This window comes from Rhodoferax sp. GW821-FHT10B06, from assembly GCF_059415605.1.
On the sequence record NZ_JBWKNO010000005.1, the window covers coordinates 178403 to 195309 of the forward strand.

The following is a 16907-nucleotide window of genomic DNA, read 5'->3' on the forward strand; positions in this document are numbered from 1 at the left end:
CTCAGCCCAGCTTGCGGACGATGGCCGCCAGTTTCTTCACCGCTGCCTCCATCTGCTCCACCGGCACCTGGGCATAGCCCAGCATCAGGCCGTTCCACACTGGCCCACTGCCTACGGCGTGGGCGCTCAAGGGGTGGGCCACGATGCCTTTTTGCAGCGCCTGGGTGCTGACCGCCAAGTCGGAAATCGCGGCGTCCAGCACCAGCGCCAGATGCATGCCGGCCGAGCCACCGTGCACGCTTCCTACATCGCCCAGTTGCCGTTCCAGCGCGCTGCGCAGGGCATCGCGCCGCTGCCGGTAGAGACGGCGCATGCGGCGCAAATGGGTGGCGAACTGGCCGCTGCGCAAAAACTCTGCCAGGGCCAGTTGGTCTGCGGCGCGGCCCCGGGGTACCGACTGCGTCACCAGCCGCTGTAGCGGCTCCACCCAGTTCTGCGGCACCACGATGAAGCCGATGCGCAGCGCCGGGAACATGGTTTTGCTGAAGGTGCCCAGGTACAGCACTGGCGCGTCCGGCTGCAGACCCTGCATAGCGGCCAGCGGCGGGCCGTCATGGCGGAATTCGCTGTCGTAGTCGTCCTCGATCAGCAGTGCGCCCGTGGCCTGGGCCTGGGCGATCAGCGCCAGCCGTCGCGGCAGACTCAGCACACTGCCCAGCGGGTACTGGTGCGACGGTGTGGCGTAGACCAGCTTGGGTGGATGCAGGCGCCAGTCGGCGGCGCTGGGCGCCATGCCGTCGGCATCCACCGCAATGCCGTGGACCCGCAGCTCGGCAGCTTTGAACGCCGTCAGCGCACCGCGGTAGCCGGGGTTCTCCAGCCACACGGTGTCGCCCGCATCGGCAAAGGCGTGGGCGCACAGGTCCAGGCTGCTTTGCGTGCCATCGGTGATGAAGACCTGGCGCGCCTCGCAGACCACGCCGCGCGAGGCGCGCAGGTGCTCGGCAATGGCCTCGCGCAGCGCGGGCTGGCCCGCCGGCCCGCCGTAGTTCAGCTGCACGGTGGACATGTTGCGCCAGGCGCGCTCCACCAGGCGCCGCCAAGCCGGCAGCGGGAAGTCGGCCAGGGCCGGCACACCGGGCACGAAGGCGCCCATCAACTGGGCTTCGGGCAGGGGCTCGGTGGTTTGGGCGCGCCGTGACAGGCTGGGGGCTGGCTGGTCCGGGCGGGCGCGTGGTGCGGGGCGGGCCAGGGCCATGTCTGCCACCCGCGTGCCGCGCCGGTCCGGCTGCACATAGCCTTCGGTGGCCAGTTGCTCATACGCGTACAGCACGGTGTTGCGCGACACGCCCAAATCGCTGGCCAATTGGCGTGTCGCCAGCAGGCGCGTGCCGGCAGCCAATGTGCCGCTGCGTATGGCGGCGCGCAGGCAGGCATGCAGTAGCCGCTGGCGCGGCCAGCTTAGCTGCGCATGGGCCTGGCTGAATTGCGCGAACAGCACGGAGTAGTCCATCAGTGGCCCTATAAAATGAATTGCTTATGGTTCTATTTTTAGAGCCACAAAAAATTATAGTGCGCAGCCTTTCACTCTTCTTCTGGAACCTGCTCCATGACCGACACCGCCGTCGCACCGCCCAGCGCACGCACCCGTATCCGCCGCGTGGCCGAGAACGCCGACTACCAGCGCAGCACGCTGCACGCCATCATCGACGCGGCCTATGTGTGCCATATCGCTTTTGCGGACGACAAGGGCACGCACAACATTCCCACCGCCTGCTGGCGCGAGGGCGAGCACCTGTACATCCACGGCTCGAACGGCGGCCGCTTGCTGAAGCTGTTGGGTGCGGGCACCCAGGCCTGCGTGGCCATCACCCATGTGGACGGTCTGGTGCTGGCGCGTTCGGCTTTTAACCATTCGATGAACTACCGATCGGCCGTGGTCTACGGTTGCTTTGAGCGGGTAGTGGAAGACGCCGACAAGCGCGCTGCGCTGGACGCTTTCATGGACAAGCTGGCGCCGGGCCGGAATGCGGACATCCGCCGTGGTAATGACAAAGAGTTCGCCGCCACCACCGTGATGCGTATTGCGCTGACGGAAGCTGTGTGTAAGGTGCGCACCGGCCCGCCCATCGACGATGCGGAGGACATGGACATCCCGGTGTGGACCGGTGTATTGCCGCTGGTACAGGTCCACGCCGCTCCGGTGGTGGACGTACCTGGGCCCGGCGACTTGCCGGCCTATGTGCGGCAGTGGCAGGACGCTACTGTTTAGATAGCTGCTAGCGCACATGGAATGTGCGCTAGCAGCTGATTTTGTGCATAAAGAAAGGGCGAGCCTTGCGGCTCGCCCTTTTCAGGCTCAGGCCTGGCGTGGCGCTTCGGCGTAGTGGTCAAACTGCATCGTGTAGCTGGCACGCCCGGCGGTCAGCGCACGCAGGCTGCCGATGTAGCCAAACAGCGTCTGCAGCGGCACCATGGCGCGCACGACCGCCGCATTGCCGCGCTGGTCCTGGCTGCGCACCTGGCCGCGCCGGCGGTTCAGGTCGCCGATCACATCGCCCACGTGGTCCATGGGCGTGGTGACCTCCACGGCCATCACTGGCTCCAGCAACGTCGGCCCGGCCTCGCGCAGCGCCTGGGTGAAGGCGGCCGCACCGGCTACCTCAAACGCCAGCGTGGACGAGTCCTTCTCGTGGAAGCTGCCATCTTCCAGCGTGACCAGCAGATCCACCACCGGGTGGCCGGCCAGCACGCCGGCCAGGGCCGCGCGCCGCACGCCTTGTTCCACACTGGGGATGTATTCCCTGGGGATCACACCGCCGGTGATGGCGTTCTCGAAGCGCAGACCTGCGCCGCGCTCCAGCGGCTCCACGCGTAGCGCCACTTCCGCATACTGGCCAGGGCCGCCGCTCTGCTTCTTGTGCAGATAGCGCACGTTGGCCGCACGCGCAATGGTCTCGCGCATGGCCACTTGCGGCGGGCCGGTGTGCACCGTCACGCCGAAGCGGCTGCGCAGTTTCTCCAGCGTCACTTCCAGCTGCAGCTCACCAACGCCGGACAGCAGGGTCTGGCCGGTGTCGGCGTCCTGGCCCAGGCGTAGGCTGGGGTCTTCGTCCACCAGCGTGTGCAGGCCGCGCGAAAAGTTGTTTTGCTCGTCGCGCGAGTGCGGCTCCACCGCCATCGAAATGACAGGTTCGGGCGCATGGATTTCCTCCAGTACCAAGGGCTGCGCGGGGTCGCTCAGCGTGTGGCCGGTCTTGCTGGCCTTGAGCCCTGCCACGGCGACGATGTCACCGGCTTGCGCCAGTGCCAGCTCTTCGCGCCGGTCCGCGTGCATTTGCACCACGCGCGACAAGCGCTCGCGCTGGCCGGTATTGGCGTTCAGTACCTGGCTGCCCGCATGGGCTTCGCCACGGTAAACGCGCAGATAGCTCAGCGTGCCGTGTTCGTCGTGCACCACCTTGAACACTAGCGCGGCAAAGCCGTCACCCGGTGGCAGGTCAGTGTTGCGGTCTTCGGGCGCGGGCAGGTAGTCCACCACCGCATCCAGCAGCGGCTCGACGCCTTTGTTCTTCAGCGCGGCGCCGCCCAGCACGGGCACGAAGGCGCCGGCCAGTGTGCCCTGGCGGATACATGCGCGCAGCTGCGCTTCCGAGATGTCTTCACCGTTCAGATAGGCGGTCAGCAGTGCGTCGTTTTGCTCCACGGCGGTCTCTACCAGGGTGCGACGCGCAGACTCCACGGCGGCCTGCATATAGGCGGGCACAGAACTGCGTTCCAGCGTCGGTTTGCCTTGGGCATTGGGCGGCCAGGTCAGGGCTTGCTGGGTCAGCAGATCGACTACGCCGCTGAACTCGGCTTCCGTGCCTATGGGCAGCTGCAGCACCAGGGGTTTGACGCCCAGGCGCTCGGCCATCATCGCCACCACGCGCGTGAAGTCCGCGCCGGTACGGTCCAGCTTGTTGACCAGCGCAATGCGCGGCACATGGTATTGGTCGGCCAGGCGCCAGTTGGTTTCGGTTTGTGGCTCCACGCCGGCCACGCCGTCGAACACCACGACCGCGCCGTCGAGCACGCGCAGCGAGCGGCTCACCTCGATGTTGAAGTCGATGTGGCCGGGCGTGTCAATCAGATTGATCTGGTGGTCGCGCCAGGCCACGGTGGTGGCTGCGCTGTTGATGGTGATGCCGCGCGCCCGCTCCTGCGGGTCATAGTCCATGGTGGCGTTGCCGTCGTGTACCTCACCGGTCCGGTGGATTTCGCCGGTGGAGAACAGCACCCGTTCGCTGACGGTGGTCTTGCCAGCGTCGACGTGGGCGATGATGCCGATATTGCGAAGTTGTCGCGTGTTCATGCTATGTTCCTTAAAGACAAAACCCCTGGCCTGCTCAATGCTGGCCAGGGGTTTCAACGGCTGTTCCACAGCCTTGAAAAAATCCCGCAGCTAGCGGTTTATGTCTTGCGCGTCGGCAGCGACACCAATGGACGAGCGCAAGCCCACCATCCACTGGTGCGGATGAATTGCGGCGATCAGCTTGTCAAAGGTACGCATAGAAACTTTCTTAAAAACACAGGCCCAGAAAACAAAAAACCCCGCGCAAATTGCCGGGGTTGTGTGGGTTCCGGCAAGGCGCATAAGCCCTCCGAAAAATCGGAAGGTTTCTAGAGGATCAAAGCTTGGGTGGACATACGCATGATCGCAATTATAAAATTTTCTGTAGGTTTTGTCTTTGGGTGCTTATGTTTCAATAGTAATGTGCTATGTAACATTCAAGGCACACATTACGGCGTAAATCACGGCGCAATCTTTTCCAGGCAGTAGCCCAGGCCGCGCACGGTGGCGATGCGGATCGGGCCTTTTTCGATCTTCTTGCGCAGCCGGTAGATGTAGACCTCGATGGCGTTGACGCTGACCTCTTCGCCCCATTCGCATAGGCGCTCGATCAACTGCTCCTTGCTGACTAGGCGGCCGGCGCGCTGCAGCAGCACCTCCAGCAGGCCCAGTTCGCGGGCTGACAGCTCGACCAGCTTGCCGTCGATGGTGGCCATGCGCCCTGCGTGGTCGTAGACCAGCGGGCCGTGCTGGATGCTGCTGCTGGCGCCGCCTGCACCGCGCCGCGCCAGGGCGCGCACGCGCGCTTCCAGCTCCTGCAGCGAAAAGGGTTTGGCCATGTAGTCGTCGGCGCCGTAGTCCAGGCCTTTGACGCGTTCTTCCACGCTGTCGGCAGCGGTCAGTATCAGCACCGGCAGCGAGGAGCCGCGGGCGCGCAGTTTCTTCAGCACCTCCAGCCCATGCATCTTGGGCAGGCCCAGGTCTAGTATCAGCAGGTCGAACTCGCGGTTGGTCAGCAGCGCCGCGTCGGCCTCGCTGCCGCTGGACACATGGTCCACCGCCGCGCCTGAGGCCCGCAGCGCCCGCAACAGGCCGTCGGCCAATACCTGGTCGTCTTCCGCAATGAGAATGCGCATACGTGTCCCCTTTATAGGTTTTCTTCGACCAATTCTAGGCCGCGTAGGCTTCTAGGCCCAGCGTGACCACGGTCGCTACCTCCTGGCCGACAGCAGCGCGGAATTCGTCCTCTGTCTGGGCCACGGCGTCGCGATAGGCCTGCAGCCAGGCCAGGCCGGTGGCGGTGAACACCACCCGGCGGGCGCGGGCGTCCAGCGGGTCGGGTTCGCGCGCCACCATGCCCCAGGCGGCGCATTGGTCCACCAGGTCGCCCATGGCCTGTTTGCTCATGCCGGCTTGCGCGGCCAGTTCGGTCAGCCGTGCGCCCTGCAGCGGCAGGTGCCGTGTGATGTGGATGTGGGCGGCGCCCACTTGCGCGCGCGCCGCCAGGTTGCCCAGGGCCAGCGGTACCTCGATATTGCGCGCCATCAGCTCCAGCACGCGCGCGTCGAACTGACGCAGGGCAGCGTCCAGCCGCCGCCCCAAATGGGTCTCCCGCCAAGCCTGGTCTGTCGTGATGGAAGCCATGGATTAATGGTAAGGCAAACTGACTAAAAATATGCTTTGCAGGTTTAAAACAGCGCTTTAAACTACTGTTCAAGCATCCAGCCTGTTGTTAATAGCAGGCCATGCAGGCCCACTAGCTCTTGACCCCTTGATTTTGAAAGACACCGCCATGAACCCTACCGCTGCTCGCGCTCCCGCTGTCGCCCCCACCCCCGCTGCCCTGGCTGAAAAAGCCAAAGCCCTGCAAGCCGCTCTGGCGCAGATTGAAAAGCAGTTCGGCAAGGGCACCATCATGCGCCTGGGCGAGGGCGAGGTGATCGAGGACATCCAGGTGGTTTCCACCGGCTCGCTGGGCCTGGACGTGGCGCTGGGCGTCGGCGGCCTGCCACGTGGCCGGGTCATCGAAATCTACGGCCCAGAGTCCAGCGGTAAGACCACGCTGACCCTGCAAGTAATTGCCGAGATGCAAAAGCTGGGCGGCACCTGCGCCTTCGTCGATGCCGAGCACGCGCTGGACACACAGTACGCACAGAACCTGGGCGTGAACCTGCAGGAAATGCTGATCAGCCAGCCCGACACTGGCGAGCAGGCCCTGGAAATCGTCGATTCGCTGGTGCGCTCCGGTGCCATCGACCTGATCGTGGTGGACTCGGTGGCAGCTCTCACGCCCAAGGCCGAGCTGGAAGGCGAAATGGGCGACAGCCTGCCCGGCCTGCAAGCCCGCTTGATGAGCCAGGCGCTGCGCAAGCTGACCGCCACCATCAAGAAGGCCAACTGCATGGTCATCTTCATCAACCAGATCCGCATGAAGATCGGCGTGATGTTCGGCTCGCCCGAAACCACCACCGGCGGCAACGCGCTGAAGTTCTACGCCTCGGTGCGCCTGGACATCCGCCGCACCGGCACCATCAAGAAGGGCGACGACTCCATCGGCAACGAAACCAAGGTCAAGGTGGTGAAGAACAAGGTCGCGCCCCCGTTCAAGACGGCCGAGTTCGACATCCTGTTCGGCGAAGGTATCAGCCGCCATGGCGAAATCATCGACATGGGCGTGGAAGCCAAGATCATCGAAAAGTCCGGTGCCTGGTATGCCTACAACGGCGAAAAAATCGGCCAGGGCCGCGACAACGCCCGCGAATTCCTGCGCGAGAACCCCGGCCTGTCGATCGAAATTGAGAACAAGGTGCGCGAGTCCCTGGGCATTCCTCTGGTCCCTGTGGTGGAAGAAGCCAAGGAAGTGAAAGAAGGCAAGAAGGCCAAGGCTGAGGCATAAAGTGCCTGCCAGCGCAGCTAGTACCTGCGCTGGTAGCTATTAAAGAGATAGCACATGGCGTTTCCATCGGCCACCGCACCCATCAGCCTCAAGGGCCGTGCCCTGCGCCTGCTCAGCGGCCGCGAGTATTCGCGGGTAGAGCTGGAGCGCAAGCTCGCGGCGTTTGAAGAAACCCCGGGCGAGCTGGCCCAGGCGCTGGACGAGCTGCAGGCCAAGGGCTTCATCAACGAGCAGCGCGTGCTGGATTCGGTGCTGTACCGGCGCGCCGGCAAGCTGGGCGCCTCGCGCATCCGCCAGGAGTTGCAAAACAAGGGCCTGGACCCGTCTGCCGTGCTGGATGCAGTAGCCGGTTTGCAAGCCACGGAGCTGGAGCGTGCCCGCGACGTTTGGCGCAAGAAGTTCGGCAGCCCGCCGGTGGACGCTGCGGCACGCGCCAAGCAGCAGCGCTTTTTGTTGGCGCGGGGCTTTTCGTCGGACGCCGTGCGGCGCGTGGTGGCCGGCAGCGACGACGATTGCTGAGAATAGGTTTACAAGCTTTTTAGGCCGCTGGCGCAGATAGCACCTGCGCTGGAAGCTATAAAAAGTGTAGTAACCTGGTTTTACAGGCCCAGCATCAGCTTCAGGTTTTGCACTGCGGCACCGCTGGCGCCCTTGCCCAGGTTGTCGAGACGGGCGATCAGCACCGCGTGGCGGTGGGTTTCGTTGGTAAACACGCGCAGCTCCATCTTGTTGGTGTCGACCAGCGCCAGGGCGTCCAGTTTGCCGCTGTCGCCAGGGGCTTCGACCGTGACCCATTCGCTGCCCGCGTAGTGCTTGGCCAAGGCGTTGTGCAGGTCTTGGCCGGTGGGCTTGCCGGGCAGCAGGTCCAGATGCAGCGGCAGCTGCACCAGCATGCCCTGGGCGAAGTTGCCCACGGACGGTACAAAGATTGGTCGGCGGGTCAGGCCGGTGTAGCGCATGATTTCCGGCAAATGCTTGTGCTGCAGGCCCAGCGCGTAGATTTCAAACAGCGGCGCTTCGCCCTTTTCATAGGCTTCGATCATGCTGCGTCCGCCACCCGAGTAGCCGCTGACCGAGGGCAGTGCCAGTGCAGCGTCCGGGTCCAGCAGGCCGGCATCCACCAGCGGGCGGATCAGCGCAATCGCGCCAGTGGCGTAGCAGCCGGGGTTACCCACGCGGTCAGCTTGCGCCACGGCTTCTTTCTGCCCAGCTACCAATTCAGGAAAGCCGAAGACCCAGCCCGGCGCCGTACGGTGGGCCGTAGAAGCGTCGATGATCTTGGGTTTCTTGCCGGGCAGGCTGTCGATCATGGCCACCGACTCAATGGCGGCATCGTCGTGCAGACACAGGATGACCAGGTCCACCGTGGCCATCAAGGCGCGCTTGGCTGCGGGGTCTTTGCGCAGCTCGGGGGCGATGCTGACCAACTCGATCTGCGGCATGGATTGCAGGCGTTCGCGGATTTGCAGACCGGTGGTACCGGCTTCGCCATCGATGAAGACTTTGGACATGGTGAGCCTATGCTGTAAGGTGTTGTGCGTTGCAGCATGATACATTCGCGGGCTGACAGAACGCAGCTCGCAAGTCTTATACAAGACAGACGGGCAGAACCCCATCCATTCCTGAGAGAGCCCTCATGAAGATTCACGAATACCAAGGCAAGGAAATCTTGCGTAATTTTGGTGTGCCAGTGCCGAAGGGCATTCCGGCATTCACGGTGCAAGAAGCGGTGGAAGCCGCCCAAAAACTCGGCGGCCCAGTGTGGGTTGTCAAGGCACAGATCCACGCAGGCGGACGTGGCAAGGGCGGCGGCGTCAAGGTTGCTAAGACCATTGACGACGTGAAGAAGCTGGCCGGTGAAATCCTGGGCATGCAGCTGAAGACGCACCAGACCGGTCCTGAAGGCCAGAAAGTTCGCCGCCTGTACATTGAAGACGGCGCCGACATCAAGAACGAACTGTATGTGTCCCTGGTGACCGACCGCGCCACGCAGAAGGTGGCCCTGATCGCTTCCAGCGAAGGCGGTATGGACATCGAGGAAGTGGCGCATTCCACGCCCGAGAAAATCGTCACCGAGATGATCGACCCGCTGACCGGCATTACCCCCGAGCAGAGCAAGAAGGTGGCTGCAGCCATCGGCTTGACCGGCGTGTCTATTGACCAGGCCGTAGACATCTTCGCCAAGATCTACAAGTGCTACATGGACACCGATGCGTCCTTGGTGGAAATCAACCCGTTGAACTGCGACTCCAAGGGAAACCTGATGGCCCTGGACGCCAAGTTCAATTTCGACCCAAATGCGCTGTTCCGCCACCCAGAAATCGTCGCCTACCGCGATCTGGACGAAGAGGACGCTGCCGAAGTGGAAGCCTCCAAGTTCGACCTGGCCTACATCAGCCTGGACGGCAACATTGGTTGCCTGGTGAACGGCGCCGGCCTGGCCATGGCCACCATGGACACCATCAAGCTGTACGGCGCTGAGCCTGCCAACTTCCTGGACGTGGGCGGCGGTGCCACTCCCGAGAAGGTCACCGAAGCCTTCAAGATCATGCTGAAGAACAAGAAGGTTGAGGCCATCATGGTCAACATCTTCGGCGGCATCATGAAGTGCGACACCATCGCCACCGGCGTGATCACGGCCTGCAAGGCAGTGAACCTGTCTGTGCCTCTGGTCGTGCGTATGAAGGGCACCAACGAAGACCTGGGCAAGAAGATGCTGGCCGAGTCCGGTCTGCCCATCATCAGTGCGGACAGCATGGCTGAAGCGGCCGAAAAAGTTGTCGCAGCCGTTAACGCCCGCTAAGGAATCGTCATGTCCATCTATATCAACAAAGACACCAAAGTCATCACCCAAGGTATTACCGGCAAGACCGGCCAGTTCCACACTGAAAAGTGCCAGGAATACGCCAACGGTAAAAACGCTTTCGTCGCGGGTGTGAACCCCAAGAAGGCCGGCGAGTCGATTTTCAATATCCCAATCTACGCCTCCGTCAAGGAAGCGGCTTCGGAAACCGGCGCAACCGTGTCGGTGATCTACGTGCCGCCAGCCGGCGCTGCTGCCGCGATCTGGGAAGCCGTTGAAGCCGATCTGGACCTGGCGATCTGTATTACCGAAGGCATCCCCGTCAAAGACATGCTGGAAGTGCGCAACCGCATGAAGGCCAAGGAAGCCGCTGGCGGTAAGAAGACCCTGCTGCTGGGCCCCAACTGCCCCGGTCTGATCACTCCTGACGAAATCAAGATTGGCATCATGCCCGGCCATATCCACCGCAAGGGTCGGATTGGCGTGGTCAGCCGTTCCGGCACGCTGACCTACGAAGCTGTGGCGCAACTGACCGAAATCGGTCTGGGTCAATCCAGCGCCGTCGGCATCGGTGGCGACCCGATCAACGGTCTGAAGCATATCGACGTGATGCAGGCTTTCAACGAAGATCCAGATACCGATGCGGTCATCATGATCGGTGAAATCGGTGGTCCGGACGAAGCTGAAGCCGCTCGCTGGTGCAAGCTGAACATGAAGAAGCCTATCGTTGGCTTCATCGCTGGCGTGACCGCTCCCCCCGGCAAGCGCATGGGCCACGCCGGTGCGCTGATCTCCGGTGGCGCCGACACGGCGGATGCCAAACTGGCTGTGATGGAAGAGTGCGGTTTCACCGTGACACGCAATCCATCCGAAATGGGCAAGCTGCTGAAAGCTCTGCTGAAGTAATAGAGGTTGCCGCTACAGGCAGCCTTCGAATCCATGCCGGGCACCTTGGGTGCCCGGCGTTGTTTTAACGTGCTTGTAGAGGGCGGTATATGTTTTTTGGACTAGATTTCACCTCGCCCCTGTTCTGGAGCGCGTTTGGCTCGATTGTTTTGGCCAATATCGTCCTGAGCGGCGACAACGCCGTGGTAATCGCCATGGCAGCCCGCACTTTGAAGCCAGAGCAGCAGCAGAAAGCCATCGTATGGGGCAGCGCTGCCGCCATCGTGATGCGGATTGTGCTGACGGTGGTGGCCATCAAATTGTTGGCTATGCCGTTTCTGAAGTTGCTGGGCGCGGCCTTGCTGGTGTATATCGGGGTGGATCTGCTCAAGGACGAGGGCGAAGGCGATGGCGGGCATGGCAAGCAGATCCATGGGTTGCTGGCGGCCATTCGGACTATTTTGATTGCCGATCTGGTCATGAGTCTCGATAACGTGCTGGCCGTGGCAGCAGCAGCCAACGGAAATGTTCCTTTGTTGGTGCTGGGTTTGTTGGTGAGCATTCCCTTGATCGTGTTTGGCGCCACTTTGCTGACCAAGGTGATGGAGCGATTTCCCATCATCATTACGATTGGTGCGGCGCTTTTGGGATTTTTGGCGGGTGAAATGCTGTTGACGGATCCGGCCGTTGTGACCCAGTTTGGCGAAACCAAGGAGCAGACCGTGAATTTTGCCGGTGTGATCGGCGCCGTATTGGTGGTTGCTTTGGGTACTTGGTTGCAAAAGCGCAGCAATTCCACGCCAGTTTGATTCGCACACCCTCTATTTTTAGGATGTGACGTGAAAAACTGCCCCGCTGCGGGCTTTTTTTGCCGCCTAGTTGTAACAAAATACAGCGGAAATAGATGTCTGCATCTGATGCGCAGAGGCGAAAGGCGGATCATTTATGTGCTCAGGCTCAAGGTCGTGGCAAACTAGACCTAGCCGGTTCATATCCCGCAAGCCGTCTATTGCATTGGAATTTCACGAGCTCAGTTCGACAACAAGATGATTTACGAGTTCTGTACGCAGACCCACCCTGGTCTTTTGCGCGAAAACAATGAAGACGCTGCGGCTTTTGACGAGCCCAGCGGGTTGGCGGTATTGGCGGACGGTATGGGGGGCTACAACGCAGGCGAGGTCGCCAGCAGCATGGCGACTACGTTTGTCCACACCGAGTTGGCGCGGTGGCTGTTAGAGGCAGGGTCCCAGGCGAGTGGCCGGGATCTTCGCCGAGCCATGGATGCTTGCGTGCACAACGCCAATTTGGCGGTGTACACCGCAGCCAACGTGAATGAGCATTACGCGGGCATGGGTACGACCTTGGTGGTGGGCATCTTTCAAGATAGCCGTGTGCTGGTGGGCCATATCGGCGATTCACGGTGCTATCGTTTTCGGCGCAATGTATTGCAGCAAATCACCAAGGACCATTCTTTGTTGCAGGAGCAACTGGATGCAGGACTGATTACGCCTCAGCAGGCTGCGACATCCAATAACAAAAATTTGGTGACACGTGCCTTGGGGATAGATGACAGCGTGCTGCTGGAGGTGCATGAGCATGGGGTAGAAGAAGGTGACCTGTACCTGATGTGTTCGGACGGGCTCTCGGATATGGTCGATGATGCGCCGATCGCACGTATCATGGAGACCGACGCCCCACTTGCGCAAAAGGCCAGACAGCTGATTAGCATCGCCAATGCGCATGGTGGGCGAGATAATATTACGGTCCTGCTTGTCCAAGCGGTGGCCGGCGCCAAGAAGCGGGGACTCGTATCCCGGCTATTGGGAAGCTAGATCCATTCACAGGTGCCAATTCCATGAATAGACACGGTAACTGACCATGCCAAAACTGATTGTTTCAATCGACGGCGTAGTCATCAAAGAGGTGCAGTTGACCAAAGACCGCACGACGCTGGGCCGTAGGCCGTATAACGATATCGTGATCGATAACTTGGCGATCAGTGGGGAGCATGCGGTGGTACTGATGGTGGGCAATGAAGTCCATCTGGAGGACTTGAACAGCACCAATGGCACCTACATCAACGGTAAGGCAGCCCGCAAGCAAATTTTGCAGAACAATGATCTGATTGAAGTCGGCAAATACAAACTCAAGTTTGTGGGCGACGGCATGGATTCGGGTTTCGAGCGCGGCATGGCTTCTCGGCCCAGCCCTTTGGCCGGTGGTGTTGGCCAGCAGGTGCGCCGTGTGTCGCACCATTCGGCATCCATGCCGCTGGTGGGGGCTGAAATAGCGCCGCATATTACGGCCGCCATACGCGTGTTGTCCGGTGCAGCGGCAGGGCGTGAGGTCACCTTGACCAAAATAGTAACGACTTTGGGTAAGCCAGGCATTGCTGTTGCTGCGATTACGCGCCGCCCGCACGGCTATGTTGTGGTGCATGTAGAAGGTGATACCCAGCCCGTGCTCAATGGCAGTGCGATAGGGGCTACGCCGGTGGCGCTGAAAAATGGCGATCTCTTGCAGTTGGCTGGCACACAAATGCAGTTTGTGCAGCCTTGACAAAACCGGTGTCTGGTTGAAGCATGGGCACCGCGCTGCTTCAAGAAGTCTACTTCCGTAGCTGACACCGATGGGATGGCGCGGCCCATTTTCAAAATGAATCAAAGGGTCTGGTCATGAAGGTCCGTGTGCTGGGATGCTCTGGTGCCATTGCCAAAGACTGCAGAACCACGTCCTTTTTGGTTGATTCTGATGTCTTGATTGATGCCGGTACCGGCGTTGGCGATCTCACATTGGATGAAATGTGCGCAGTCAACCACATCTTCCTGACCCATTCCCACTTGGACCACGTTGCAGCGCTGCCCCTGATGGTGGATGCTGTGGCTTCTCAGCGGACCGGACCATTTCAGATTTATGCGCTGGCCGGCACCATTGCCGCGCTCAAAGCGCATATTTTCAATAATGTGATTTGGCCAGACTTCAGCGTGATTCCCTCAGAGGCTGAGCCATTTATCCGTTTCAACGAAATCAGCTTGGGTCAGATAGTGCACGTCCGTGACAAGCGTATTGAGGCCTTGCCTGCCGTACATTCTGTGCCCGCCGTGGGTTACGCCGTATCCGCAGATGGGCCAAGCTGGGTATTCACAGGCGACACGGAGCGCAACCCAGCATTCTGGCTGCGCTTGGCGCAGCTGGATGTAGCCGCTCTGGTGATTGAAACTGCGTTCAGCAACCGCGAAAAAGATCTGGCCCGTCGTAGCCTGCACTTGTCCCCTGCGACCTTGGCGGAGGAACTTAAATGCATTGGCGAGCAGCAGTTCCCGATTTTCATCACCCACACCAAGCCGTTCGAGACCAAGTTGATCATGGATGAGATTGCCCAGTTTGAGGCAGTATTACCGTTGGATCGCACCGCCCCCCATGACATCCGTTGGTTGCAGGCGGGGCAGGCGTTTGAAGTTTAGTTAGTCGCACGGTGAAGATGTCAAAATTGTCATTCTTTCGCGAGCAAACCAATAAGGTGACATTGCTGTCAGGGACTGATGGATTTTTTGACCGGAATCGACATGTGCAGACTCAATCCGTGGCATATTCCTCTGGCACGTAATGTGCTGGGTATGCTCGTCTCAACATTTTCTTTTAGGAGCTTATCAATGAAGCGATCTCTGCAAAAAGGCTTTACCCTCATCGAATTGATGATTGTGGTGGCAATTATTGGTATTCTGGCTGCGGTAGCGTTGCCTGCATATCAAGATTACACCGTACGAGCCAAGGTTTCTGAGGTGATTTTGGCTGCTTCATCTGCCAAGACGTCGATTTCTGAAGCAGCACAGGTTTTTGGTCAAATGCCGGATGTTGCTAGTGCAACGGTGAACAATCAAGTTTCCAAATACGTAAGTGCGGTTTCTTATACGACCACGGCAACAACGAACGGCACCGTCACAGCCACTGGTCAAGGTGAAGCTCGAATTGCTGGCTCTAATATCCAGTTGGTTGGTACCTATTCGTCCACGACCGGGCAGGTTATCTGGATTTGCTCTGGCACGATTACGGCTAAGTACCGCCCTGCAAGCTGCCAAGGTACTTGATAGATTTTTTTATTAAAAAGGCCTCCTTCGGGGGGCTTTTTTTATGTGTATAAAATTCGCATTGGGCAGTATTTGTCGTAATAAAACTGGAATATTTTCATTTTGAAACAGCCAATTCCTCCTTTGTGGTTGGGCCTCTGGGTTCCGTTGCTCGCAATGGCATGGCTCATTCCCAATCATTATTATCCGTGGGCCACATTTCATACGGATGCGTGGGTTGCGGTAATGTTGTCTTTTGCGGCATTGGCCGTCATTGTGCGGTCGAGTGAAGGAGTCGATTGGCATGGCCTACCTGTATTTGTAGCCATACTTTCCCTTGTTCCATTTATGCAGTTTTTTGCGGGAATGATTCCGTACGCGGGTCAGGCTTGGGTATGCACTGCCTATTTATTGGGTTTTTTATGCGCGCTGTTAATTGGTTCTCGCTGGGAGGCCTCCACGCCTAATATGGCTGCTGATGGCTTATTTCTTGCGATTGGCATTGCCGCCATGGTATCTGTCTGTTTGCAGCTGCGGCAGTGGTTAGGCATAACGTTCGATTTTGATAAATTAGAGGTTTGGGCTGCGGAATTTTCACCTGGTCGTCCATCTGCGAATTTAGGACAACCTAACCAACTGGCGACCTTGCAAATTTGGGGGTTGTTGGCTTGTGCATGGGGAATATGTAGAAAAAAGATTGGAATTACATTTTCTATTGCCGCAGCGTTGATTTTGTTGTTTGGTATAGTGATGACTCAATCACGGATGGCATTTTTAGCTTTGTTTGTGATTATGTGTGGGACCTGGGCTTGGCGAAAGCTATGGCTTTCTCCTCGAGTACCTCAAGCGGTAACACTGCTTTTTTTATATTTTGTTGTTTGTACATTTTTATTGCAATATTTCAGCAAAATATTAGGGCTCGACGTAGAAATTCGTGCCACCTCTTTGGGCGGCGCTTCTACGCAGTTGCGACTTAAAGCCTATAGCTTGTTCTTGGATGCAGTCGTAAGAAGTCCATGGTCGGGGTATGGCTGGAATCGGTTGGCTGTTGCGCAATTGGCGGTTGCACAAGATCACGCAAATTTGACTGCATTTTTTCTTCAATCCCATAATTTATTTCTGGATTTGGTTCTTTGGTGTGGCATTCCCATAGGCGGGGCCGCCGCTTTTTATTTATCGGTATGGATAATTGGTTCGCTTAGAAGAGTCTCAAATAAATACGATGCAATTCTAATTGCATTTATTCTTTCCGTTGGGGTCCATGCAATGCTGGAGTTGCCTTTGCATCATGCCTATTTTCTTTTGCCGACAGGATTGGTAATGGGTATGTTGAATCAAAGCCTACACAATCGAGTTCTATTTAAAATTAATCGATGGGCGATGTTATTAATGTTTTTGGCGATTTTTACATTGTTGGGTTTTATTGTTAGAGATTATTTTCGGGTTGATGCAAGTTTTAGGGCGTACCGGTTAGAAGTCGCCCGCGTTGGAAACTTACCCCCTGGTGAGATTCCTGATGTTGTTTTGTTAAATGATTTGGCAGAGTTCATTCGCTACGCACGAAAAGATGTTGATTCTGATATAAGTGATGAAGATTTGCAGGGTTTGAAAAAAATCACAAGCAGTTTTCCAACACCATCAAATATGTTAAATCTGGCTAAGGCACTCGCCTATCGTCACCAAACGAAAGAAGCATACGAGTGGATAGAGAAAATTGAAAATGTTTTACCGAGGGGGTCTTTCCAGGATTTGCAGCGTATATGGATAAACCTATCGCTGACAGAGCCTGCTATTGCAGCTGTGAAGTGGTCGATTCCTGCCCAGCATCCGTAATCCGCGACTTACCCGTTGAAAGTTTTTTATATTAGAAATTACGTGAACTTGTTGTGTTGTATTAATGCGTGCGCTGGACCTCATTGACTGGCGGTTCTGGGTAGCGTGTGCCGTGCTTGCGCTTCCCTGGCTTAATCCATTCGCACCGGG

General features: G+C 58.7%; 17 protein-coding genes. 12 read left to right on the forward strand and 5 right to left on the reverse strand.

All coding sequences use genetic code 11. The features are described from left to right. Position 1: 1 nt before the first annotated feature. Complete coding sequence (gene pdxR, locus AC07O2_RS10295) at positions 2–1453, reverse strand: MocR-like pyridoxine biosynthesis transcription factor PdxR (RefSeq protein ID WP_495075636.1); 1452 nt, start codon at positions 1451–1453, stop codon at positions 2–4. Positions 1454–1549: 96 nt separating this feature from the next. Here pdxR and AC07O2_RS10300 point away from each other — a divergent pair, with 96 nt between their 5' ends. After that, positions 1550–2212, forward strand: coding sequence for a pyridoxamine 5'-phosphate oxidase family protein (locus AC07O2_RS10300; protein ID WP_495075637.1), 663 nt, complete (start codon positions 1550–1552; stop codon positions 2210–2212). 87 nt (positions 2213–2299) lie between these two features. Here AC07O2_RS10300 and fusA read toward each other — a convergent pair whose 3' ends face one another. Next, positions 2300–4294, reverse strand: coding sequence for an elongation factor G (gene fusA / locus AC07O2_RS10305; RefSeq protein WP_495075638.1), 1995 nt, complete (start codon positions 4292–4294; stop codon positions 2300–2302). Positions 4295–4297: 3 nt separating this feature from the next. Between fusA and AC07O2_RS10310 the strand changes: the two genes are divergently transcribed. Further along, a complete protein-coding gene (locus AC07O2_RS10310; RefSeq protein WP_495075639.1) occupies positions 4298–4606 on the forward strand; it encodes a hypothetical protein in 309 nt (102 codons plus the stop codon). A 128-nt stretch (positions 4607–4734) separates the two neighbouring features. On the opposite strand, the gene AC07O2_RS10315 is transcribed toward AC07O2_RS10310, so the two are convergent. Continuing rightward, on the reverse strand, positions 4735–5409 hold the full coding sequence (locus tag AC07O2_RS10315) for a response regulator (RefSeq protein ID WP_495075640.1): 675 nt from the start codon (positions 5407–5409) through the stop codon (positions 4735–4737). Positions 5410–5443: 34 nt separating this feature from the next. Then, complete coding sequence (locus AC07O2_RS10320) at positions 5444–5917, reverse strand: MarR family winged helix-turn-helix transcriptional regulator (RefSeq protein WP_495075641.1); 474 nt, start codon at positions 5915–5917, stop codon at positions 5444–5446. A gap of 148 nt (positions 5918–6065) precedes the next feature. Between AC07O2_RS10320 and recA the strand changes: the two genes are divergently transcribed. Together recA and recX are read left to right on the forward strand one after the other, a co-directional pair. Then, entirely contained in the window at positions 6066–7169 is a 1104-nt protein-coding gene (recA, locus tag AC07O2_RS10325) for a recombinase RecA (RefSeq protein ID WP_495075642.1), read from the forward strand. 54 nt (positions 7170–7223) lie between these two features. Next, the gene (gene recX / locus AC07O2_RS10330) at positions 7224–7688 is read left to right on the forward strand and encodes a recombination regulator RecX (RefSeq protein WP_495075643.1); all 465 of its coding nucleotides are present in this window, start codon (positions 7224–7226) and stop codon (positions 7686–7688) included. A gap of 80 nt (positions 7689–7768) precedes the next feature. On the opposite strand, the gene argC is transcribed toward recX, so the two are convergent. After that, entirely contained in the window at positions 7769–8680 is a 912-nt protein-coding gene (argC, locus tag AC07O2_RS10335; RefSeq protein WP_495075644.1) for an N-acetyl-gamma-glutamyl-phosphate reductase, read from the reverse strand. A gap of 125 nt (positions 8681–8805) precedes the next feature. Between argC and sucC the strand changes: the two genes are divergently transcribed. The 8 genes from sucC to AC07O2_RS10375 all read left to right on the forward strand — a co-directional run bounded on the left by sucC (position 8806) and on the right by AC07O2_RS10375 (position 16757). Beyond that, positions 8806–9972 carry an ADP-forming succinate--CoA ligase subunit beta gene (gene sucC, locus AC07O2_RS10340; RefSeq protein ID WP_495075645.1) on the forward strand — a complete coding sequence of 389 codons (1167 nt, stop codon included), beginning with the start codon at positions 8806–8808 and terminating at the stop codon, positions 9970–9972. 9 nt (positions 9973–9981) lie between these two features. Then, positions 9982–10878, forward strand: coding sequence for a succinate--CoA ligase subunit alpha (gene sucD, locus AC07O2_RS10345; RefSeq protein WP_495075646.1), 897 nt, complete (start codon positions 9982–9984; stop codon positions 10876–10878). 89 nt (positions 10879–10967) lie between these two features. Next, positions 10968–11666, forward strand: a complete 699-nt coding sequence (locus tag AC07O2_RS10350) for a TerC family protein (protein ID WP_495075647.1) — start codon at positions 10968–10970, stop codon at positions 11664–11666. Between the two features lie 237 nt (positions 11667–11903). Beyond that, positions 11904–12689, forward strand: a complete 786-nt coding sequence (locus AC07O2_RS10355) for a Stp1/IreP family PP2C-type Ser/Thr phosphatase (protein ID WP_495075648.1) — start codon at positions 11904–11906, stop codon at positions 12687–12689. 46 nt (positions 12690–12735) lie between these two features. Beyond that, positions 12736–13416, forward strand: a complete 681-nt coding sequence (locus AC07O2_RS10360) for an FHA domain-containing protein (RefSeq protein ID WP_495075649.1) — start codon at positions 12736–12738, stop codon at positions 13414–13416. Between the two features lie 116 nt (positions 13417–13532). After that, positions 13533–14321, forward strand: a complete 789-nt coding sequence (locus tag AC07O2_RS10365) for a 3',5'-cyclic-nucleotide phosphodiesterase (protein WP_495075650.1) — start codon at positions 13533–13535, stop codon at positions 14319–14321. Positions 14322–14510: 189 nt separating this feature from the next. Continuing rightward, positions 14511–14945: a pilin gene (locus tag AC07O2_RS10370; protein WP_495075651.1), complete on the forward strand. Its 435-nt coding sequence runs from the start codon at positions 14511–14513 to the stop codon at positions 14943–14945. Between the two features lie 102 nt (positions 14946–15047). Further along, positions 15048–16757, forward strand: coding sequence for a PglL family O-oligosaccharyltransferase (locus AC07O2_RS10375; RefSeq protein ID WP_495075652.1), 1710 nt, complete (start codon positions 15048–15050; stop codon positions 16755–16757). The last annotated feature ends 150 nt before the right edge of the window (positions 16758–16907 follow it).